17 protein-coding genes are annotated in these 21,990 nt (G+C 38.2%); 10 read left to right on the top strand and 7 right to left on the bottom strand.

Features of this window, described 5'->3' with window-relative positions:
• From VB797_RS27795 to VB797_RS27775, 5 genes are all read right to left on the bottom strand, one after another.
• Window positions 1-1,615, bottom strand: a 1,615-nt coding sequence (locus VB797_RS27795) for a caspase family protein (RefSeq protein ID WP_323241006.1), incomplete at its 3' end; no start/stop codon positions are given.
• Window positions 1,616-1,872: 257 nt separating this feature from the next.
• Complete coding sequence (locus VB797_RS27790) at window positions 1,873-2,814, bottom strand: transposase (protein ID WP_323241005.1); 942 nt, start codon at window positions 2,812-2,814, stop codon at window positions 1,873-1,875.
• Window positions 2,815-2,917: 103 nt separating this feature from the next.
• Window positions 2,918-4,096, bottom strand: a complete 1,179-nt coding sequence (locus tag VB797_RS27785; protein ID WP_323241004.1) for a CO2 hydration protein — start codon at window positions 4,094-4,096, stop codon at window positions 2,918-2,920.
• 127 nt (window positions 4,097-4,223) lie between these two features.
• Window positions 4,224-5,711 (bottom strand): NADH-quinone oxidoreductase subunit M, encoded by a 1,488-nt coding sequence (locus tag VB797_RS27780; RefSeq protein ID WP_323241003.1) that lies wholly within the window; start codon window positions 5,709-5,711, stop codon window positions 4,224-4,226.
• 130 nt (window positions 5,712-5,841) lie between these two features.
• Window positions 5,842-7,710, bottom strand: a complete 1,869-nt coding sequence (locus VB797_RS27775) for an NAD(P)H-quinone oxidoreductase subunit F (protein ID WP_323241002.1) — start codon at window positions 7,708-7,710, stop codon at window positions 5,842-5,844.
• A 661-nt stretch (window positions 7,711-8,371) separates the two neighbouring features.
• On the opposite strand from VB797_RS27775, the gene VB797_RS27770 reads away from it, so the two are divergent.
• The 8 genes from VB797_RS27770 to VB797_RS27735 all read left to right on the top strand — a co-directional run bounded on the left by VB797_RS27770 (window position 8,372) and on the right by VB797_RS27735 (window position 16,357).
• Window positions 8,372-8,680: a carbon dioxide-concentrating mechanism protein CcmK gene (locus tag VB797_RS27770; RefSeq protein WP_010995042.1), complete on the top strand. Its 309-nt coding sequence runs from the start codon at window positions 8,372-8,374 to the stop codon at window positions 8,678-8,680.
• 383 nt (window positions 8,681-9,063) lie between these two features.
• Window positions 9,064-9,408: a carbon dioxide-concentrating mechanism protein CcmK gene (locus VB797_RS27765; RefSeq protein ID WP_323241001.1), complete on the top strand. Its 345-nt coding sequence runs from the start codon at window positions 9,064-9,066 to the stop codon at window positions 9,406-9,408.
• Between the two features lie 14 nt (window positions 9,409-9,422).
• The gene (locus tag VB797_RS27760) at window positions 9,423-9,722 is read left to right on the top strand and encodes a EutN/CcmL family microcompartment protein (RefSeq protein ID WP_323241000.1); all 300 of its coding nucleotides are present in this window, start codon (window positions 9,423-9,425) and stop codon (window positions 9,720-9,722) included.
• Window positions 9,723-9,807: 85 nt separating this feature from the next.
• Window positions 9,808-11,559: a ribulose bisphosphate carboxylase small subunit gene (locus tag VB797_RS27755; RefSeq protein ID WP_323240999.1), complete on the top strand. Its 1,752-nt coding sequence runs from the start codon at window positions 9,808-9,810 to the stop codon at window positions 11,557-11,559.
• Between the two features lie 123 nt (window positions 11,560-11,682).
• Window positions 11,683-12,420 carry a transferase gene (locus tag VB797_RS27750; RefSeq protein ID WP_323240998.1) on the top strand — a complete coding sequence of 246 codons (738 nt, stop codon included), beginning with the start codon at window positions 11,683-11,685 and terminating at the stop codon, window positions 12,418-12,420.
• A 150-nt stretch (window positions 12,421-12,570) separates the two neighbouring features.
• A complete protein-coding gene (locus tag VB797_RS27745; RefSeq protein ID WP_323240997.1) occupies window positions 12,571-13,374 on the top strand; it encodes a BMC domain-containing protein in 804 nt (267 codons plus the stop codon).
• Between the two features lie 287 nt (window positions 13,375-13,661).
• The gene (locus tag VB797_RS27740) at window positions 13,662-14,570 is read left to right on the top strand and encodes a LysR family transcriptional regulator (protein ID WP_323240996.1); all 909 of its coding nucleotides are present in this window, start codon (window positions 13,662-13,664) and stop codon (window positions 14,568-14,570) included.
• Window positions 14,571-14,728: 158 nt separating this feature from the next.
• Entirely contained in the window at window positions 14,729-16,357 is a 1,629-nt protein-coding gene (locus tag VB797_RS27735) for a mucoidy inhibitor MuiA family protein (RefSeq protein WP_323240995.1), read from the top strand.
• Window positions 16,358-16,424: 67 nt separating this feature from the next.
• On the opposite strand, the gene VB797_RS27730 is transcribed toward VB797_RS27735, so the two are convergent.
• Both VB797_RS27730 and VB797_RS27725 read right to left on the bottom strand, forming a co-directional pair.
• Window positions 16,425-18,728, bottom strand: coding sequence for a hypothetical protein (locus tag VB797_RS27730; RefSeq protein WP_323240994.1), 2,304 nt, complete (start codon window positions 18,726-18,728; stop codon window positions 16,425-16,427).
• Between the two features lie 502 nt (window positions 18,729-19,230).
• On the bottom strand, window positions 19,231-19,875 hold the full coding sequence (locus tag VB797_RS27725) for an SH3 domain-containing protein (RefSeq protein ID WP_323240993.1): 645 nt from the start codon (window positions 19,873-19,875) through the stop codon (window positions 19,231-19,233).
• 229 nt (window positions 19,876-20,104) lie between these two features.
• On the opposite strand from VB797_RS27725, the gene VB797_RS27720 reads away from it, so the two are divergent.
• Together VB797_RS27720 and VB797_RS27715 are read left to right on the top strand one after the other, a co-directional pair.
• Window positions 20,105-21,046 carry a DNA adenine methylase gene (locus VB797_RS27720; RefSeq protein WP_323240992.1) on the top strand — a complete coding sequence of 314 codons (942 nt, stop codon included), beginning with the start codon at window positions 20,105-20,107 and terminating at the stop codon, window positions 21,044-21,046.
• 17 nt (window positions 21,047-21,063) lie between these two features.
• On the top strand, window positions 21,064-21,990 hold the full coding sequence (locus VB797_RS27715) for a type II restriction endonuclease (protein WP_323240991.1): 927 nt from the start codon (window positions 21,064-21,066) through the stop codon (window positions 21,988-21,990).

Below are 21,990 nucleotides of genomic sequence, written 5' to 3'. Positions count from 1 at the left end.
CACTATGATTCGTAACTTGGATTTCTACTCGTGGTGGCTCAGACTCGTTATCTTTCCAAGTATATTCCCCTACTAAAGCTGAAGTTTCTGTTTTAGAAGAAAATTGATTACCTCCAGAAGTAACAATAACTTCCATCTCCACATCACCAGCTTTAATTTGACTAGTAGGTGGAGTTTTCAATTCCAGAATATTTTTCCAGCGTGCAATATGCTCTAAACGTTTGATAATTATCTCTGCATCATTTGCAGTGTATTGAGTCTGCGGTACTTCCGGAACAGGTGCGACTAATGGCTTTTTATCAGCAGTTTGTTTAATCCAAAATTGACCTTCAACAGCTTCTAAATAATAATCAGCATCCATCAAGGATTCGCTTTCTCGAACACATAAGGAAGGTTTACCAGCATTAACTTTTGAAAGTTCTGTACGAGCTAGTTCGATACCTTTTGTTTCACCTTGAAAATATACCTTTAACTTAGGTAATGGTGCTTCAGTTACAATTGCCCATAATGGCTCATCTTCAGACAATACACTAGTACCGCTAATAATTTCAGCCACACTAAATTCTGTACTTACTTGAGTCAACTTAGCTTTACAAATTGCATTGTCAATTACTTGTAACTGTTCTGATGTACTTCCTTGAGGAAAAATAGCTAAAACAGTCTCACCTTCAGAAGTTGGACGAATACCATGTAAAATACCACCGTTAATTACCCAACTATTATTCTTTTGTTTGTCATAACTCAAGGTAAAATAATTTATCCGTTCCCCTGCTGCACCTTCCAAGAAAGTTTGGGTTAAATCATCGGATTCTGCTTCTATTTGCGGTGACTGATCTTTAACTTTACCAGTGATCAAAGCATTAATATCTTGAACTAAATTTGCGTATAATAAACTACCATTAGTACGCACTAAAGCTTCCGTTAAAAAGTAAGAAAAAGCACCACGACGTTGACCATCTGAACCTGTATGCTCTTTCGCAGTTTGAAAGTCACGACAAGCAGAAATTAATATATGTTTTGGTCGTTTATAACTATTGCTTAAGCGCAAATTAAGCCATTCTGGTTCATTTGTGCTAAAAAGAAAGTCTTCTAAATGTCTTGCTTGTCCATTGGGATTTGTTTGACGTTCAACAATTTCTGGATCTCTTGTTGCAGTACCGGAGTGACAAGAATCCAAAATAATTAAGATATGGGGCTTATTTTTTGCTACTTGCTCAATTAAATAGTTTAATTCTTTATCTGCTAAGTCTTTAACTCCTGATGTACGGCTATCGTAGCAAACTAAAGTTTCAATTTTACCATCTCGTTCTTGCTTGCGAAAAACCTCTGGTGCTGGCTCATAGGAACCATGACCCGCATAATAAAAGAATACAACATCATCCTTGTCAGCTTTAGTTAGATGTTGCGAAAAGCCGTCGATCACCGCTTGACGTGTTGCTTTATCATTAGTTAACTTCTGCGTAACTAATTCCCATTTATTGTCAATAGTAATTCGGTTGCGTAAGTATGTTTCAATTGCTTCAATATCATTAATGCAACCCTTTAGTGAATTAACTCCTGATTGAGGATGATATTCATTAATACCAACAAGTAAAGCGTAAATTTTGTTAGTCATTGGTCTTTTCCTCTTTTAACGGTGAAATTTTCGTTTGCGAGCAGAGGTATCACCTGCTAATCGTAATATAGGTGCGAAAAGAATCAACTTATGCAGTTAAGTAAATTGCTATAAAAAAAAGGAACGGGCAATAGGGAGCAGTGGGTAGGTTGTATGGAATGTTAGCGGAGCCTGTCCGAAGGACTCAGTATTCACCGTAGGTGCGGTTCATCGCAAAGCCTTATTTTTCGTTACGAGTGCGTAAGTCCTACAATTAACTAAAAAGCAGTTAAATCATCCTCAAACTCCGCCATCGAACTAACAAGAATTGCTCTTCTAAATAAACTTTTCAAAACAGCAACATCATCAATTTCATTAACAGCTTCAACAACTCGTATAGGTACTTCTTCAAATCGTGTTGCTAAAGTTTCAATCACGCTTTCTCGAAGAGTTTCAATAACCCCTTCTTCCTTTGCCAATCTTTCAATACTTGTTACATAACGCATTCTATTTACCTCCTCATCATTCCTGAGTTCGACTTTAAAACTATCTGCTAATTCTTTCGGTAAAAACATTATCCAGTCGATAAACCGGAATAATCCAATAATTTCTTCTCGGTTATATCCTTTCGCGAAAAGACTTCTAACTAGTCTTAACTTCCACTGTAAACGACTTTCCGGGTTTTGGCTGGTTGCTTTGGTTTTCAAGTGTGCCATGACAACCAATCCAAAGGGATTTTCGGTTTCTTCTAAAGTTTGCCATTGTGCTTCATAGTCTAGCAATTTTACAGTGGGAAATTCTAAGCTCACCCGACATCCACCTAATTGATAACCGTAACTTTGAGGTCGCCAATTTACATCGTTGTCTGCTAAAACTGCTAAACTTATGACTCGCTTTTTATGACGGTCAAACAAACGGTAATTATAAATGTACATCCGTTGGGGGAATTTGCTGTCATATTGTCCTTGGACTTCCACATGAATCAATACCCAAGCTTCTTCACCATTTAACAGCCAAACTTTTGCTACTTTATCAACTAATCGCTTACCGATTTCCGCATCTGGTTCTAATTGTTGTAATTCCGTATCTAAAAATTCGTAGGGACGTTCCCAATCAATTTCAACATAAGCATCGTAAAAGAAAAATTCGATAAATTGAGGAAAATATTCTTCAATAATTTCTTTCCAAGGACTATCGTAATTAGTATTTGGTTCGTTCATAAATTTGATTCATCTGTAAAAAAAATGACAGACAAAAAGCCTATCAAATAAATACTTCCTCTACAAAAAAAAACTTTTGATTTTCTACTCTCTACTTATTTCTCTACATCCACTTCGGTAAAGCGACTTCACAAGCTATAGGCAATTCGTTCACCACTTCTAACTGTGAATCGATCAGCCGATCCATCCAATTTCGTAAATACACTTGATTTGCTTCTTGCTCGGAACCTTCGGTAGTATCTGCTGGATAAGGCATTAATCCCAAAATTGTAGATGTAGTCACGCAGTACATTGATTTTTGGAAGCTCTTACAAATTTGCACTAATAAATCATCTTCTCCCCGACGAGTTTGACGATAAATATTGCGTAAATATTCGGGTAAATAGTGGCGCATATCTTGCATTAACAATGTTGGAGGAATCCCCGCACCACCAATTGGTAAAGGGTCTGCATACAACGCACCGTACTGAAATCTTGCTTGGTCTGGGGGGATTTGATAAGCTTGAGCGTTATAAGAAACTGTTCCGTGAAAAGCCGTTCCTCTAAAGAAAATTGCTTCGACATAAGGTACAGCGGTATCCATTAAAAAGGTTAAACCAGCTTTTTCGGGAATTATGTTGTAAGCTTTACCGCGAATTTTAACGCTATAAGTAATCGGGTTACTTGCATTCGCTACCAAACCCGCTTTTACATGGTCTACAACTTGAGCAATTGATGTAATTTTGCCTTTATTGTAGAGGTCTGATAAACTCATAAACGCATCAGACATAACGCGCCAAAATTGTCCTAAACCGCTGTAATACGAGCAAACTCGTAACTGTTCAATTAAAAATTCTGGAAACAGTTGGTTAATACTTAAAACAAAAGGGTTATTCTTAAATTTAGCGTTGATAACTGCTTGTGCTAAGCGTTTAAATTCTTTTGAATCTAGGTATTCATCTAATCCACCACCACCGTGCCACATCATTGATTTCATGCAGTATTCGGCGTATTCGTAATTGATTCTATCATGCTGCCAGTGACGCAGCAGTTTTTTAAAGTTAATTTCGCCGTTAAAATATTTAAAAAAGGGGAAGAATATTAAAAATTGATTTTCAGCGAAGTATATTAGATTCTTTGAATAAGCATCTAAAACAATACCGTAACTGTGAAGAACTCCAACTACTTCAATTACGTTTTCTGGAGTGTCGGGAAGCAATGCTTCTCCACTTAATAAACGTTCGATGTATTCAGCTAAAGGATGCTTATTAAGTTTATTTTTTTTAGTAGTGGTTCCCACCATAAAGATTTCTCCTAAAATATTGATAAATTTAAATTGGGAATTGTGAATGGGGAATGGGGAATTGGTAATTGGTAATTAAAAAATAACAATCAACAATTAACAATCCTAACCATTTCCATTTTTATTGTTACTTATTAAAAGATACATTTACAATCGGATTTTGTGCATTCATTATTGAATTAGTTGTTGATTCTGTCCAGCGGATTAGCCAATTCGGTTGAATGCCAAAAATTACGATTAATACTGCTAAAACAATTGCTGGCATTCTATCCGACCAATAGACGCGGGGTAAATTTATTACTTGTTCGGATAAGCGTCCGAAAAAGGCTTTGCTCATGAGAATCAAGAAGTAAACAGCAGTTAAGCCGGTTCCAATCATGCACAATAAAGTTTGTATGGGAAAAACTGCAAAACTAGCCCGAAATACGATAAATTCCGAAATAAATCCCACCATTCCCGGTATCCCAGCACTTGCCATTACTCCTAGAACCATCAAACTACCAATTAAAGGTAAGCCTCTTTCTGGATTTAGTAATCCTTGGACAACATCCAAATCGCGACTACCTGCTTTTTTATAAATTACTCCTACGAGCAAAAACAGCAGCGCTGATATTAAACCGTGGCTAATCATTTGCATCACGATGCCTAATATACTTAAAGGTGTCGCAGCAGCCGCACCTAGAAGAATGTACCCCATATGTGCTACGGAACTGTAAGCCACCATTTTTTTCATATCTTTTTGAGCGATCGCGCAAGATGCACCGTACAACACGCTCACTACTGCCCAAGTGGCTAGCCAAGGGCTTAAGTATGTCCAAGCTTCTGGTAACAAAAACATTCCAAAACGCAGCATCCCGTAAGTGCCTAATTTCAGCAGAACTCCAGCCAGCAGCAAGGAAATTGGGGTGGAGGCTTCTACGTGAGCATCTGGCAACCAGGTATGCAAGGGTACCAAAGGAATTTTGATCCCAAAACCAATTAAAATCCCCAATAGGAGTAAAATCTGTGTAGCTAAGGGTATGGAACTGGTTTGCAAGCTGTCTAAACTAAAACTAGAGCTACCGCTCAACCAAACCAATCCAAGGAAACTAGCTAAAACCAAAATTCCGGAAACAGCAGTATAAATCAAAAACTTCGTCGCTGCATAACCCCGACGTTCCCCACCCCATATCGCAATCAGCAAATACAAAGGAATTAATTCCAGTTCGTAAAATAGGAAAAATAGCAACAAATCTTGCGATAAAAATGCTCCTGTAACTCCCACGTTGAGCAACAGTAACAAAGAATAATATAGTCGCGATCGCAGTATCGCTGTGTCAGTAGTATATATAGCTATCCCGGTCAGCAGTGCATTTAAAATCAACAGAGGCAAAGATAAACCATCAATTCCAATATGATAGTTAAGTCCTAATGCATCTATCCAAGGGATGAATTCACTAAACTGCTGATTCACTTCACCTAAATTAAACTGACTAGCTAATAGCAACGTCCATAAAAAAGACATAGCAGCAACAGTTAAAGCTATTCCACGGGAAATTTTTGACGTTATACCAACGGGGAAAAACCCAATCAAAGCCGCACCTAAAAGCGGCAGGAAAATTAAAATACTCAGCATGGGGAATTAGAGGGGATGGGGGATGGGGGGATGGGGAGATGGGGAGATGGGGGGATGGAGAGAAAAAATTTTAAATTTATAACTCTTCTTAACTCTTAACTCCTCCCTACTCTCTACTCCCTATTTGAATCTAAAATCCAAAATAGGTTGGGAAATTATCAAGCAATCCTGATGACCAGCTGATAAATAAGCCGATTAAACTGACTCCGAACACAATGGTCAATAAATAACCTTGAGAACGTCCGGAAATGCTGTATTTTAAACTTTGTCCGCTGAAAATTGCGGCGAAACCGACTAAATTTACTAATCCATCGACTAAATAGCGATCGCTCCAAGCGGAAATTTTGGACAGCAATGCTACAGCACCGACTACCGTGACTCGATAAACATGGTCGATATAAAAGTCGTATCCTAATAAATCTTGAATAAATCTCCAAGTCAATATTCTAGACCTAGACCAAGCTTTATGTAGATAAATTGTGGAACCAATAATTACTCCGAGTAAACTCGAACATACTAATGCTCCTAATACATACCAATTTATACTGTCCCAAGTTGGTAATAAATACCATTGCCGAAGCATTACCGGAACTAACAAAGTAACTATGGTTAGCGATACCATTGGTAATGCCATTGGCCAATGTACTTCTGGAGTTCGACGGGTTTTTTGTTGCGGTTCTCCCCAAAAAGCCAACCGAAATACTCTTGTCAAATTTAAGGCTGTCAAACCATTGACTACAATTAAAATCCCAACTACCCAAGGACTAGTTACAAAAAAACCATCCGCCCATGACAGCATTGCCCAAAAGCTTCCCAAGGGTAGCAGCGTTACCATCCCAGCGGAACCGACAATAAAAGCCGTAGTGGTTGCAGGCATTCGCGACCATAACCCACCCATTTCAGTGATATCTTGGCTATGGGTAGTATAAATCACTGAACCGGCGCTCATAAATAATAAAGCTTTAGCGATCGCGTGAGTAAATAATAATAACAGTGCCACACCACCTTGTTGCATACCTGCTGCAATAAAGACTAAACCCATGTATGCGCTGGTGGAATGAGATAAAGTTCGCTTAATATCGATCTGAGCGATGGAAACTAAACTCGCACCGACTGCTGTCATCGTCCCGATAATTAATAAAGTATTTAAAGCTATTGGTGATAAAGCTAAAATCGGTTGCAGCTTGTAAAGTACGTAAGCACCACCAGCAACTACCAAAGAGTTTCGCAATACCGAAGCTGGGTTGGGACCTTCCATCGCTTCATCCAACCATAAATGCAGTGGGAACTGGGCGCATTTACCAGCAGGTCCCGCAATTAGTGCTAAACCGAGCAAGGTTGATGTCAAAGGACTTAACTGTGCTGTTTGCGCCCATTCATACAAGTCGGAAAAATTCCAACTACCTGCCATCGTACCTACCGCTACCACTCCCATTAATAATAATAAATCTCCTACCCGCTTGGTAAGAAATGCATCTCGCGCTGCTGTAACTACCAACGGTTGTGCGTACCAAAATCCCACTAACAGGTAAGTTGAGAGAGTTAAGACTTCAAGTACCATGTAGCTGAGTAACAAAGAATCGCTGATCGCTAAAGCACTCAAAGCGGCTTCAAAAAAGCCGAACAAAGCAAAAAATCTGGCGATCGCCCAGTCTTTTTCCAAATACCCTAAAGCGTAAATTTGCGTTAACAAACTTAGTCCGACAATTAAAACCGTTGCACCAAAACTTACTGACGATATATCTAATGCAAAAGAGAAATTTATTTCTGCTGCGGAAAACCAATTTATGATAATAGTTTGTGGTTCGCTGTTCCAAATCTCTTTAAATACGAATAAACTATGAAAAAAAGCTAACCCTGTTGTGATTAAATTTAAATAAGCTGCCGGTCTTGGTCCGGTACGCTTAATCAATCCCGTGGCCCAAGGCAAAGTTAACAGCGCACCGACTAATCCGTATAAAGGCAAACACCAAGTTGTTGAAAACAGAAATTCATTCATGCAAATTACCGCTACAAATAATCCTTAATAGTCTTTAAGAAATTTTTCTATTTTTTTTAATCCTCCAGCCTACTTAATTACAGAAAATATCAATTCATGCTTTATTAAATTGATTTTTTCTCGATTCACGCTTTTCACAAATTACTTGACAAAAAAATCAAGTTGTACTCTCAATATTTCACTCTTTTTTTACTATATTTTTAATCAGTAATCCTAATTTATTGTTTAGCGCTTCTTAATTAAAAAACTAAAAACAATATGTCTGATAAGAAAAGTTTATATTTTCTTTATATCTTTTTTGCACCAATGACAATGCATATAGAAAGACTGCTATAGCATTCTTTGAGACTAAAGTCATCTTTCCATACGCCAAATTTACGCCTCTATGAACGCGGATTGGGCAAATGTGATAAAAAAAGTATAAAGCACAAGTGTCTACTCTAGAAACCGTAAACTTCGATTGAGTAGCGATCGGCCCTCAAAGATATGTTAAGTTTTTTAAAATGCTTTTATTACAAACTATTATACTAATTTATATTGCAAGGGGTGCAAAGCTTTCATATGCTTAATTTAGGGAGTCTTTTTTTTAAATCCTAAAAGAGCATACCCGTCATATAATTGCCTTCGTTGAGTACTAATTTAGTTAAGTTGGAGTCAGTAAATGCCTATAGCAGTTGGAATGATTGAAACTAAGGGGTTTCCGGCAGTAGTAGAAGCTGCTGATGCGATGGTGAAAGCCGCTCGTGTCACCCTGGTGGGTTATGAGAAAATCGGTAGCGCTCGCGTAACAGTAATTGTGCGTGGAGATGTTTCTGAGGTACAAGCTTCAGTTGCAGCAGGTATCGAAGCTGCAAGAAGGGTAAACGGTGGTGAAGTTGTTTCCACCCACATTATTGCGCGTCCCCATGAAAACTTGGAATACGTTCTACCAATTAGGTATACCGAAGCAGTAGAGCAATTCCGAACTTAAGGGCTATTAATAATTTGAAATGCCTAAATATTGGATTTATTCGTGAAGTAAGCACGCATTGAAAAAATCTAGTCGTTATTAAATAATGGCAATAATAGCGTAGGAAGCTAAATAAACACCTGTAATAAAATGTACCGTGGGGGGCGCACGGTATTGCAGGTTGTAAAATGGTTTTTGGATCTGAAAAAATCTCTCTAGGTTTTTCCTAAATTAACTAAATACTTTGACCAATTGGTTGGTGCGGATATTCGGTTAAATCTTACTAGGGAATCCAAGAGCGCGATCGAAGTAATCTTGATTTACAGGATCGACGAATCAATAATTCCTATTTCCTGGTTGGGATGGGTAAGTCAATTTAGAAAATTGTTTGAGGAAGCAAAGTAATGTCAATTGCAGTTGGAATGGTTGAAACTCTGGGTTTTCCAGCAGTTGTAGAAGCAGCGGATGCGATGGTGAAGGCTGCTCGTGTAACCTTAGTTGGATATGAAAAAATTGGTACGGGTCGCGTAACCGTTATTGTTAGAGGAGACGTGTCTGAAGTTCAAGCTTCAGTTGCAGCAGGAGTTGATTCTGTGAAGCGAGTAAATGGCGGACAAGTATTGTCTACTCATATCATTGCTCGTCCCCACGAAAACCTAGAATACGTTTTACCAATTAGATATACCGAAGATGTAGAGCAATTCCGGGAAAACGTCAACGCAATTCGTCCTTATGGTGGAAGACCGTAATATCTTAAAAACGAATGCAAATTGCCAGAGTTCGGGGTACAGTATCTAGCACGCAAAAAGATCCAAGTTTTAGAGGGGTGAAACTGCTGTTATTGCAGCTGATCGATGAAGAAGGACGCATTCAGTCGGAATACGAAGTAGCAGCAGATACTGTTGGTGCGGGAGTAGATGAGTGGGTGCTCATCAGCCGTGGTAGTGCTGCACGTCAAGTTTATGGCAACGAGCAGCGTCCTATAGATGCAGCAGTAGTAGCGATAATTGATACAGTTTACGTTGAAAATCGCTTGATTTACAGCAAAAAAGAACAATATTAATAGTTAGTCGTTAGTAGATAGTTATTAGTTACTAGTTCCTATAACTAATAGCTAATAACTAACCCATTACAGGAGAAATAATGTTATGAGAGTCCGCAGCAGGGCGGCTCCCCCGACCCCTTGGTCAAAAAATTTAGCTGAACCACAAATTCATGAAACTGCTTTCGTTCACTCGTTTTCTAATATTATTGGTGATGTTGAAATCAGTGCAAATGTAATAGTTGCTCCAGGAAGTTCGGTGCGAGCGGATGAAGGAGCGCCGTTTTTTATCGGTGAAAATACCAATATTCAAGACGGTGTTGTTATACATGGATTGGAGCAAGGTCGCGTACTGGGGGATAATAAAAAAGAATATTCAATATGGATAGGTAAAGACAGTTGTATTACCCATATGGCTCTGATTCACGGACCATGTTATGTCGGTAGTGGCTGCTTTATCGGCTTTCGTTCGACGGTATTTAATGCCAGAGTCGGCGATGGCTGTATCGTTATGATGCACGTTTTGATTCAAGATGTCGAAATTCCTCCTGGTAAATATGTACCTTCTGGAGCAATAATTACCAGTCAACAGCAAGCCGACCGTTTACCAGATGTAAATCCACAGGATAAAGAATTTGCTCATCATGTAGTGGGAGTAAATCAAGCACTTAGAGCGGGTTATCTTTGTGCTGAAGACAGTAAGTGTATTGCAGAAGTACGCGGAAAAATAGACACATATAATACAAACGAAGATAAAGGTTTGCAAAAAAGGAGTATTGAAGTGTATAAGAGTGGTTTAGATAGTGAAACAGTAGAGCAAGTGCGCTACCTGTTAGAGAAAGGATATAAAATTGGCACCGAACACGTAGATAACAGACGTTTTCGCACGGGTACTTGGAATAGCTGTCATCCCATCGAAACTAAAAGCGTCGGTGAAGCAATATCGGCGTTAGAAGGCTGTATGAACGAACACCAAGGCGAATACGTCCGTTTATTTGGCATCGATACCAAGCAGAAAAAACGTGTACTAGAAACAATCATCCAACGTCCGGATGGTTCGATAAAACCAACTACAACATCTACCTATACCTCTCCTCCTGCAACCATTAATAATACTGGTTATAAGAGTAGTTCCAGTAATGGTGGTTATAACAGTAGTGCTAGCAATGGTGGTCATAACAGTAGTTCTCAACTGAATGGCGAAACCATCGACCATATTCGTAACTTGCTATCAGGAGGTTACAGAATTGGTATGGAACACGTAGGAGAAAGACGCTTCCGCACGGGTTCTTGGCAAAGCTGTAGCCCAATTGAAACGAAGAACGTTAACGATGCGATCTCTGCTTTAGAAGAATGCATGAGAAGTCATCAAGGCGAGTACGTGCGTCTAATTGGTATTGACCCTAAAGCGAAACGTCGGGTATTGGAAAGCATTATTCAACGTCCAGACGATGCTAAGGGTGGGTCATCCAACGGTAATGGCAGTTCATATAGCGCCCCTTCTACTCGTTCCGACTCAGCGACAATGTTTACTCCTGCTGTGAGGAAATACGGTGTAGGTTTTGAAAGTGGTTCTACAGCAACTGTTACCAACACTCGATTAAGCACCGAAGTCATAGACGAAGTTCGCAATCTTTTACGTGGTGGCTATAAAATCAGTGCCGAACACGTAGACAATCGTCGTTTTCGTACAGGTTCCTGGTCAAGTTGCGGACAAATCGATTCACAATCGGAAAGTGAAGTAGTAGGTATTCTAGAATCCTATCTCGCAGAATATCCAGGAGAATACGTCCGCTTAATTGGTATCGAACCGAAAGCCAAGCGTCGCGTAGTCGAAAACATTATTCAACGTCCATGATCGAATTTTAGATTTTAGATTTTGGATTAGGGGATAAGAGTTAGGAGTTAATAATTATCTTTCTCCCTATCTCCCCATCCCCTTGTCCCTCCATCTTCCCATCCTCCACCAACGAGGTAAAATATGTCCGTGCCGCCACTGCGCCTATATAATAATTTTGAGACTTTTTTCAGTGGCGAGGTGATTGTTCATGCTAGTGCAGTCATCGCACCAGGAGTAATAATGCAAGCGGCTCCCAACAGTAAAATAATTATCGGTCCTGGGGTTTGTATTGGTATGGGGTCAATTCTCCAAATTGATGCAGGAACTTTAGAGATAGAATCGGGAGCGAATGTTGGAGCCGGTTTTCTAATGGTGGGAGCAGGTAAAATTGGTGCCAATGCTTGTATTGGTTCTGCTACAACTGTTTTTCGCTCTTCTGTGGAGCCGGGAAAAGTGGTTGGAGCAGGTTCGGTTATCGGAGATAATAGTCGGTCTTTTGGCGATTCTACCGAGGAAATGAATGGAAAAGTCAAGCAGCCTGAGTTACCTGTAGTTGAAGCAGAAGCAGAAGCAGAAGAAATTTTATCCGATCCTAATCCTTCAGTTTCTTCAACTTACGTTACTCCTCCCCTCACCCCGTCACCTCGTCCTTACTTTAGTCCATCTCCAATTTCGTCTTTTTCTCCTGGTAAAGATTCAACGGAGGAAACCGTTCCCTCGGATTCGGTGGAATCAGCGGCAGAACCCACTAATGGTAATTCAAACGGCGTTGGAAATCATATCTATGGAAGAAGTAACATTAAAAGTCTGCTGATAACTTTATTTCCCCACAGACAATCCTTGAATACACCAGTTTCTGAGGATGAATCCGAAGAATGAATTCCTAACAAGCGATCGCGAACCCCAACTATTCATACTTAACCCTCGATCTTTTATAGAAGCTAGGATGAAAGGTAAGGCGTAAAAACAATATGTTTAATTTTATCCTTCGCTTTTTACAGTCAGTTGGAATACTGGGGAGAAATAGTAATGCATTCTTATAATAAATCTTCATCACAGGGTCGAGAAAAAATCAAAGGTGATGCTTTAGGGCTAGTATCTACTAGTAGTTTTCCCGCGATCGTGGGAACGGCGGATATGATGCTTAAATCTGCTGGGGTTCATCTAGTCGGATATGAAAAAATTGGCGGGGGACACTGTACGGCTGTGATTCGCGGTGGAGTTGCTGATGTCCGCTTGGCTGTAGAAGCTGGCGAACAAACCGCTAAGCAATTCGGACAGTTTATTTCTAGCTTGGTAATTCCTCGTCCTTATCCTAATTTAAACATAGTATTACCTATTACTAGTAAGCTAAGTAATATCGCCCAAGGAGCAAGCTATAACCGATTGAGCAATCAAGCAGTTGGGTTAGTAGAAACAATCGGATTTCCGGCGATGGTAGGAGCAAGTGATGCCATGCTTAAATCAGCCGATGTGCAGTTAGCCGCTTATGAGAAAATTGGAGCGGGTTTATGTACCGCAATTATTCGCGGCTCTGTAGCAAATGTTGCAGTAGCCGTGGAAGCTGGGATGTACGAAGCAGAACGCATCGGAGAATTGAGTGCGGTAATGGTAATACCTCGTCCGTTGGATGAACTAGAGCAAACCTTACCAGTAGCAAGCTGTTGGATCGAGGAGCGTCAACCCGTCAGATTACCAATTAACATCAAAGAGCAAGTTGGGGAAGCAGAATTAATTGAATTGCCAGAATTAAACAAGTTACCCGAAAAAGTACTTGAAGAAATCTCAATTTTACCCGAAGTTGAAAGATTAGAAATGGGCGAGTTGGAATAGGATATTAGGCATTGGGCATTGGGCATTGGATGATACCTGCATCTTTTACCCAAATGCACTATATGCGGTTGCTCTTACTTATTGATAATAACTTCTTTGGTTCATAAATAAAATACCGATTTTGAATAAAAGGTATAGATTTTACTCTATGCAATTCCTCAGATTTTTTTCGTTGGTTAAAGCTTTTCTTACTTGATTATTCGGTAGTAGTTAATATATATCTATGAAAGGTCATCATTATCATAAGGATGGTCTATTTAAAAATTTTTATTAGAGGATAATCACCATTGAATCAGGCGACGCTGCATCAGTTAAAGGTGTTTGAAGCAGCGGCACGACACGGTAGTTTTACTCGCGCCGCAGAAGAGATGTTTCTTACGCAACCCACCATTTCCATGCAAATAAAACAACTAACGAAATCGGTAGGAATACCTTTATTTGAACAAGTTGGGAAACGGCTATATCTTACAGAAGCAGGAAAAGAATTATTTGCTACTTGCCAAGAACTTTTTAATACTTTGGCTCAGTTTGAAATGAAAGTAGCGGATTTAAAAGGATTAAAACAAGGACAATTGCGTTTAGCAGTAATTACTACAGCAAAATATTTTATTCCACGTTTATTAGGCGCATTTTGCGAACTTTATCCAGGAATTGAGATTGCTTTACAGGTAACAAATCATGAAGGCATTCTGGAACGAATGACGAATAATCAAGACGATTTATATATTATGAGTCAAATTCCAGAAAATCTTGACATAAATTATCAAGAATTTTTAGAAAATCCTTTAGTAGTTTTAGCACCAGTTAATCATCCTTTGGCTTTAGAAAAAAATATTCCCATATCAAGGTTAGCAAATCAACCTTTTATTATGCGGGAACCTGGTTCTGGAACCAGAAGAGCAGTGCAAAAGTTATTTGAAGAAAAGAATGTAGAAGTCAAGGTAAAACTAGAATTAGGTAGTAATGAAGCGATAAAACAAGCTATTGCTGGGGGTTTGGGAATTTCCGTTTTATCTCGCCATACCTTAATGCCTTATGCTGAAGACTTAACGGTTTTAGATGTAGAGCATTTCCCTATAAAACGCGATTGGTATATGGTTTATCCTAACGGGAAACAGTTGTCCATTGTTGCACGCGCTTATTTTGACTATTTATTAGAAGCTGCAAAGCAATTTGCTTCGGAAAAGGGTTTTTAAAAATTAATTACGAATTACGTTCACCTTTCTGTGTCCCTGTTCACCGCAAGGTGTCCCGTAGGGAAGGGTATTACGAATTACGAATTATATTGACGGCTATGCTTTTATCGATTAACAATTAACCAGCATAACCGTTTGCAATTAAGGAAAAGCTGGCAGTGGTTAACCAGGAAATATCATCCGAATCGCGTAAATTCATCGAAACAGATATTGTCGCAGTTGCAGTTTATACTAATCAAGCCTTGGTAACGCGCCGTGGTGCGATCGCATTAAGCGGAATTGAGCGGGAACTAATATCTCAACTGCCAGTAACTGTTGAAACGGAGTCGGTGCGGGTTCGTGGTATCGGTAATATTGCCGTGCGTTTGCTGGGTGTGAATGTGGAACGCATTTACACAACTGAGTCGGTAGTAGCGCGGGTGTCGCAGTTAAATCAACAAATCGAGGAGTTGGAAGCACAGAAACGTCAATTTCAAGCTCAAATGGATGCTCTAGCTTTACAGTCGCGGTTTCTGGAAGGTCTACGAGAGAAGACTGAAGAGCAATTTTCGATTAGTTTAGCGCGTAAAAGCATTAGTTTGAGCGAAACTCTGGATTTACTCAACTTTCTCGGCAGCCAGTACACAGAATACGCCATTTCCACGGAAGATTATAAAAATCAACAGCGGGAATTGGATGCTCAGTTGGAAGTGTTGTACGCTTCGTTAAAACAGATTAAATCTCCTCAACCTCACGAAAGTTTTAATTTGAGGGTGGGAATACAAGCCAGTGAAGCAGGACAATTTGAGTTAGAGGTGTCTTATGTAGTCAACCGTGCTAGCTGGAAACCACTTTACGATATTCGAGTCGATCGCATCAGTAAAAACGTTAATCTGGGATATTTGGCGCAAATCACTCAAAATACCGGCGAAGATTGGACAAATGTAAATTTAACTCTTTCTACAGCTAAACCGGGTAGCGGAACTTTACCCCCGAAACCACAACCTTGGTATATTGATATTCCGCAACCGTTAATGAATCAAAGAAGAGCAAGACGGTTTGCTGAACCACCAATGGCTGCACAACCTCGAAATTTTGATTTTGAAGAAGATAATTTCTCGGGTGAAATTGCAGAATTAGAAAGGAAAATAATTGAAGCAGAGGTAACTACAGCAGAAATATCCCAAGAAGGAAATGTAGTCACTTTTAACTTAGATGGTAGTGGAAATATACCCAGCGATGGCGCACCTCACAACACTACAATTTTCCAAGATGATTATCCCTGTCATTTTAGCTATGTAGCAATGCCGCGTTTGGTAAGCTTTGCTTATTTACAAGCCAAGGTCAAGAATAATCATAATGGTGCGACTTTGTTAGCCGGTAAAGCAAACATTTTTCACGACAATATTTTCGTGGGAGTTTCCGATTTACAAAATACGGTGCCAGGTGAAGAATTTAAATTAAATTTGGGAATTGACGAAGGTTTGAAAATCGAACGTGATTTAGTTGAGCGTGAAGTCGATAAAAGATTTATTGGTAATCTTCGTAAAATCACTTATGCATATAAACTGCAAATTAGCAACTTACTTAATACAGAAGCGAAATTAGAACTGATCGAACAACTACCAGTGAGTCGTAACGAACAAATCAAAGTACGTCTTAATCGTACCAATCCCCAAATTCAACCCAGTGAAATGGGAATATTAAAATTGAATTTAACCCTTGCACCACAAGAGAAACAAGAAATTTATTATCAATTTACTGTAGAACATCCACCGCAGTTGAACGTCATGGGACTGGACATTTAGATTTTGGATTTTAGATTTTAGATTTTGGATTGAAAGAATTATGAGTTAGGAGTTAGGACCACCGGAGTTAGGAGTTATTTCTCCCCTTGTCCCCTTGTCCCCCCATCCCCCCATCCCCCCATCCCTTTGCTGCTGCACGAACAATTCTATTACTATCGTGGATTAATGCGGCGCGAATACTATCGGGGGTGTTGGGATTTTTGGCGATCGCGTATCTTTCTAACCAAGATGAGGAATGAATTTGCGCTAATATTTCGCTTGGTGTTGAGAGATGCAATAAGACGAGTAAACGAGTGAATGTGGGATTTGATGTGACGCAATCTGCTAAAACTTGACTGATTCTCTCTGGAAAGCGTTTTATTAAGGCTTTGAGGGCTGTTTGCTTAATTTTGTTACCTCGTGAACCTAAAATAGCTAGTTGTTCGAGAATATTTAAGGATGTTTTTGTATGGGAAGCAACTGCGATCGCAACTGGATCTGAGTTATCTACTGCTAATAATTCCAACAAGCTACTAGGGGTATTGGGATTTTCAACTACACCTAAACGCACCATACTAATATTATCTTCTGCTAGCTGTTTGAGCAGATTTTTATCGGCGTTAGGATGACGTGCAACTGCCTGACGAATAATCACCCATTGGCTACTAGAAAGCGTATTTAACATATCTGGAGGTACATTTGGATTTTTAAGTCCTTCCATCTGTTTCAAGATGCTTGCTGGGGCGTAAGGATTATTTATTGCTGCTTCTCGAACTGTTTGATGTTTATCTTGAATTAATTTGACGAGGGTTTGGAAGGGGGTTTTGAGATTTTTGGCGACTATGGTGCGTATTTCCCAACGATGATGTTCTCCTAACTGTGCGAGCGTCGTACCTGAAGCGTTGCGATGACGCGCTACAGCAGCGCAAATTTTAAAATCGGAAGTTTGTGCTAGACATTGTAAAGTGCTGTCGGGGGTTTTGGAGTTGCGGGAAAGATTGGTAAGTGCGATTTCCAGAATCGAATTATTTTCTTTTTCGACGAGTTTTTCTAAAACATGAATAGGAGTATTAGGATGTTCCGCGACTCTTTGACGGGTATCGTAATTAGTACTCTCCGCCATTGCCGTTAATATATTGGGGTCGTAAACAGCGTAAACTGGCATAATTGGAATGCCTTGAGCGCGAGCCGTATTTATATAGTCGTATATTGTATTAGTTTGCAGATTGGGAGTAATTTTTGCGGGATTATTTGGATGAACTGCAACAATTTTTCCGATCCAAGCATCTCGATCTGTTGCCAATTGCTCTAATGCTGCTACAGTCGAGTTAACATTCAGCGCTACAGCTTTGCGTACCATGACATCTTCATCGCTTGCTAATTGCACTAACACATCTTTTTGAGTGTTAGAATGAGCGGCAACACCCAAGCGAATTCGCATCCATTGACTGGTAGAAAGCTGTCTGAGAACATCTTCAGACACCGGATTTTCGGTTGCTTCTAACTGTATTTGAAACTGTTGGTGTAAAGTCAGAGGTGTATGCGGATGATAAGCAACAGCTTCGCGGACTATATCGCTAACGTCTCCCATCAACTGTTCGACAATATCTATAGGAGTATGGGGATTTTGAGCAACCATTGCCCGCACCTTACTATAACTATCTGTCGCCAATATTGCTAAAACCTGCTCATTTGTACTTGTTTGGGCAATATCTAAACGTACTTCAGCATCAAGCGTTGTTAACAAATATTCCGGTACGGCTCCAATAGCCCATAAATAAATTTCAGATTGGCGATCGCGTGGTAAATTTGTCGTCTGCATTGCCAGCATCGCTGCTTCATCCCATCCACAAAGCATTTCTCCAGCTAAAGTTACGTGTAATCTTGCAGCTTCAGCTACTTCTATATTTTGGGCTTGAGTTAACCTTTGTAAAGCTGCTTGTGGTGTTTTGGGATCGATCGCGATCGTTAACAGCACTTCTACATCGTGATGATTTGCAGCCAATTCCAGAAATTGGGGAGAAATGCGATCAAGCTTTAACAAAGCTTGTAAAGTAATTAGCGGAATCTCGGCGACAAAGTTAGGATTTTCTAATAACAATAAAGAAAACAACGGATTTTCTAATAACTGCTGCGGAAATTCCGTTCCCAATTTAAATAGAACCTCTGTTGGTGCGTTAGGATTACTCGCAATATTCTTCCGAATAATGTTATCCGAATTATTACTTAAATCAAACAATAAATCGGGAGCAGCATTGGCATTTTTCGTTACAATTCGTGCTAATTCGATATCGAGTTGGGCTAACTCTTGTAATCGCTGTGGCGAAGTTTTCTCGCTCGCTGCTTCTTGCCGAAGTTTAGACAAATTCGGGTAATATGAACGATTAGCCATAGCGAATAATTAATTAGTAAATTATACAGATTTGAATGTAGACTTTTTGAAGCTATATATTAAACAATTTTTTCTTAAATTAGCGGGATTAGTCAATAGCAAATTTTGCTTTTGTAATTTAATAACAAAAAATTATCTCATATCAAAAGTAATTTAAATGACATACAAGCAATCATTAATTATCTAAATATTCTCTTTTATTGAGTTCGCTTTCAGTAGCTATACCAACTAAATTGATAAAATCATTAGCTATAGCTGTACAAATTGATTTTAACTGATGGTTTGTAAAAAAGGAATAAAGGTTAGATAATAAGATGTGTTACACCAATTCTGTATAAAAATACGCTAAAATATCCGCAGCCTAGAAGGCTGGGGCTAATATTATAAAGCCTACCTGCGTAGGCTAAATTGGGCGCATCTTTATAAAGAAACGGTATTACACAATAGAGTTAACGCAGCAGATATTACTACACGAATTAGGAATGATGAATTATTTTAATCCCTAACCTTCATTAAATATAAAATGTTTTGGCTTTTGAGACCGAATAAAGTTTGTCATAATATCTTTTTCTTTAACAGTTGGTGTCGCAAAACAACCTACTGTCCCAGCATTATAATTACCCTTGAAAGCTGATGGATCGTAATGAATGCCGATTTCCGAACGATTCGTCTTAAAAATAGGTGTGATCGGCGACCAAACTCCGCCAAATTGCGTTTTTAAATCTTTACCTTCATACACCCATCCGGGAGCATCAAAAGTATAAATTCCAAAAGGTGGAGGAGTTAGAGAATCTGCAACATTAGAAGGAGTTTGGTAGTTTGCTCTACCGGAAATAAGTCTTACTTTGTTAACAATTTTTCCATTACTGTCAATTAATATAGTTTTATATACTCTTAAACCACCAGCAATAGTTTCGTCAGTACGAGTCGCTACTACTCTTGCACCTTTAACAACTTTCAAAAACTCTGAAGCTACCCAACGATTTGTTCCAATTTTTACCCAATTCCAATTTCCTTTAGAAACGGGTTCTCCCTGCACTTTAACTTCAGTACCGTTACTGATAAATTCAATTTTCTCTCCTAATGGTGCATTACGAACTGTAAGAGAATCCACATCTTTTGTCTGAACGTATGCAATATAATCCATTGACCTGTACTTATGAATTTTGTAGTATAATCTATAACTTCAATCTTGATGTACGCGATTACGGAGCGAGCAAAAGTTACGAAATTTAATCAAAATAATATTATGAGCGTGTATGATTAATAACGCTTTAACAATCTTTATAAAAAAAATAAGTTGAATTTGTGCTGTTTTAAATAATATTATGGTACTAATGAACTAAAATCTATTTATTTTTGTACGGGTGTAATTAATGGTTTCAAGCCTTCCTCAATTATTTAGTTTCTCAGTAGCACCAAAGCCTTTTTTAAAATGGGCTGGTGGCAAAACTCAATTAATTAAACAAATAAGTCAATTTTTACCAGAAAGATTGAATAACGGTTCAATCAAAAAATATGTAGAACCGTTTATAGGAGGTGGGGCAATATTTTTTTGGTTAGCATCTAATTATTCTATAAAAGAGCTATTTCTATCAGACGTAAATGCTGATTTAATATTAGCATATAAGACTATTCAGCTTAATGTAGATGATTTAATTAAATTGCTATTAGATATTGAAAATAAGTATTTATCATTAAATCAAGATCAAAGGTCTGAGTATTTTTATCAAACCAGAGAAGATTTTAATAATCGAAGATATCATATAAATTTTGCTAAATATAGTTCAGAATGGGTAGAAAGAACGGCGCAAATTATATTTTTAAATAAAACTTGTTTTAACGGGCTATTTAGAGTTAATTCAAAGGGAGATTTTAATGTTCCGGTGGGAAGATATAAAAAGCCATCTTTATGTAACCCAGAAAACTTAAAATCAGTTGCTAAGATTTTGCAAAGAACAGAAATTGTCCAAGGGGATTTTAGTAAATGCGAATCATTTATCGATCACAATACTTTTGTATATTTTGACCCTCCCTATAGACCGATTAGTAATACATCTAATTTTACATCTTATTCCGATCAAACATTTGATGATTCAGAACAATTAAGGTTATGTACTTTTATAAAAAAATTACATCAAAAGGGTGGATTACTTTTACTTAGTAATTCTGATCCTAAAAATCATAATATTGAAGATGATTATTTTGAAAAACTTTATGTTGATTATCGTATAGAAAGAGTGAAAGCTTCCCGAAATATAAATAGTAATTCTGCAAAGCGCAACTCTATTAATGAACTGTTGATTATGAATTATTAGATAAAAATTTATTTACCATGAAATTTAATTATTTATTTCAAGAATACTTAAACTGCTCTGATGAATCAGAAGTTTTTCAGTATTTTAAAAATACATTAACAGATTCGATAACTGGATGGGATTATTTTGTTAATTGGCAAAAAGTACTAAATAAATTTAGAGAGGTAGAACTTCATTTAAACACATTAAATTACTTGGTTGGTAAAGAAGATATAGAAAATCAGTTTCGTAATTTATTACAACAATCACCTCAAATAAGCAGTGTCATACCTGTTTTAATAGCTTGCCGTACTTCTAACTTTCAGATATTAACTGATTATACAAATAATAATTTTGTTTATAAGTCATTTAATTTTAAAAACAAAATAACTTTATCCCCGACAGACATCGATGATATTGTGGAATTTACAAAAAATACGGGGGTATTAGAATTATTTAAAAATAAAACCATTAAGAGTATTCCTGATTATGTACTAGGAATCGAGGTCGGTTTAGACACAAATGGTAGAAAAAATCGTGGTGGGACAACTATGGAAACTATTGTAGAAAGTTTAATTACTACAATATGTCAGGAACATAACTTTATATTTATGACACAAGCAACTTCTGACAAGATAAAAAAGCAGTGGAACATTGATGTTCAAGTAGATAAATCGAGTAGGCGTTTTGATTTTGCGGTAAAGAGTCAGAATAATTTATACTTGATAGAAACTAATTTTTACGGTGGAGGCGGTTCTAAACTAAAAGCCACCGCAGGAGAGTATAAAAGTTTATTTGACTTTCTATCCAGACAGGGACATAGATTTATTTGGGTTACTGATGGTTTGGGATGGAAAAGTACTCTACGTCCGTTAGAAGAGACATTTAGATATATTGACTACACTGTAAATTTAAATATGGTTGTTAGTGGTTTACTTGGAGATTTAATAACACAGAATTTGTGA

Source organism: Rivularia sp. UHCC 0363 (assembly GCF_034931125.1).
Classification (GTDB): Bacteria; Cyanobacteriota; Cyanobacteriia; order Cyanobacteriales; family Nostocaceae; genus Rivularia.
The sequence above is the reverse complement of the archived record's forward strand: the minus strand, read 5'-3'. Positions and strand labels throughout refer to the sequence as shown.

Coding starts and splice junctions, on each gene's coding strand:
- VB797_RS27760 (WP_323241000.1), top strand. CDS start 9,423: ATGCAAATTGCCAGAGTTCGGGGTACAGTATCTAGCACGCAAAAAGAT.
- VB797_RS27780 (WP_323241003.1), bottom strand. CDS start 5,711: ATGCTGAGTATTTTAATTTTCCTGCCGCTTTTAGGTGCGGCTTTGATT.
- VB797_RS27785 (WP_323241004.1), bottom strand. CDS start 4,096: ATGGTGGGAACCACTACTAAAAAAAATAAACTTAATAAGCATCCTTTA.
- VB797_RS27770 (WP_010995042.1), top strand. CDS start 8,372: ATGCCTATAGCAGTTGGAATGATTGAAACTAAGGGGTTTCCGGCAGTA.
- VB797_RS27755 (WP_323240999.1), top strand. CDS start 9,808: ATGAGAGTCCGCAGCAGGGCGGCTCCCCCGACCCCTTGGTCAAAAAAT.
- VB797_RS27725 (WP_323240993.1), bottom strand. CDS start 19,875: ATGGATTATATTGCATACGTTCAGACAAAAGATGTGGATTCTCTTACA.
- VB797_RS27775 (WP_323241002.1), bottom strand. CDS start 7,710: ATGAATGAATTTCTGTTTTCAACAACTTGGTGTTTGCCTTTATACGGA.
- VB797_RS27790 (WP_323241005.1), bottom strand. CDS start 2,814: ATGAACGAACCAAATACTAATTACGATAGTCCTTGGAAAGAAATTATT.
- VB797_RS27715 (WP_323240991.1), top strand. CDS start 21,064: ATGAAATTTAATTATTTATTTCAAGAATACTTAAACTGCTCTGATGAA.
- VB797_RS27730 (WP_323240994.1), bottom strand. CDS start 18,728: ATGGCTAATCGTTCATATTACCCGAATTTGTCTAAACTTCGGCAAGAA.
- VB797_RS27765 (WP_323241001.1), top strand. CDS start 9,064: ATGTCAATTGCAGTTGGAATGGTTGAAACTCTGGGTTTTCCAGCAGTT.
- VB797_RS27750 (WP_323240998.1), top strand. CDS start 11,683: ATGTCCGTGCCGCCACTGCGCCTATATAATAATTTTGAGACTTTTTTC.
- VB797_RS27745 (WP_323240997.1), top strand. CDS start 12,571: ATGCATTCTTATAATAAATCTTCATCACAGGGTCGAGAAAAAATCAAA.
- VB797_RS27720 (WP_323240992.1), top strand. CDS start 20,105: ATGGTTTCAAGCCTTCCTCAATTATTTAGTTTCTCAGTAGCACCAAAG.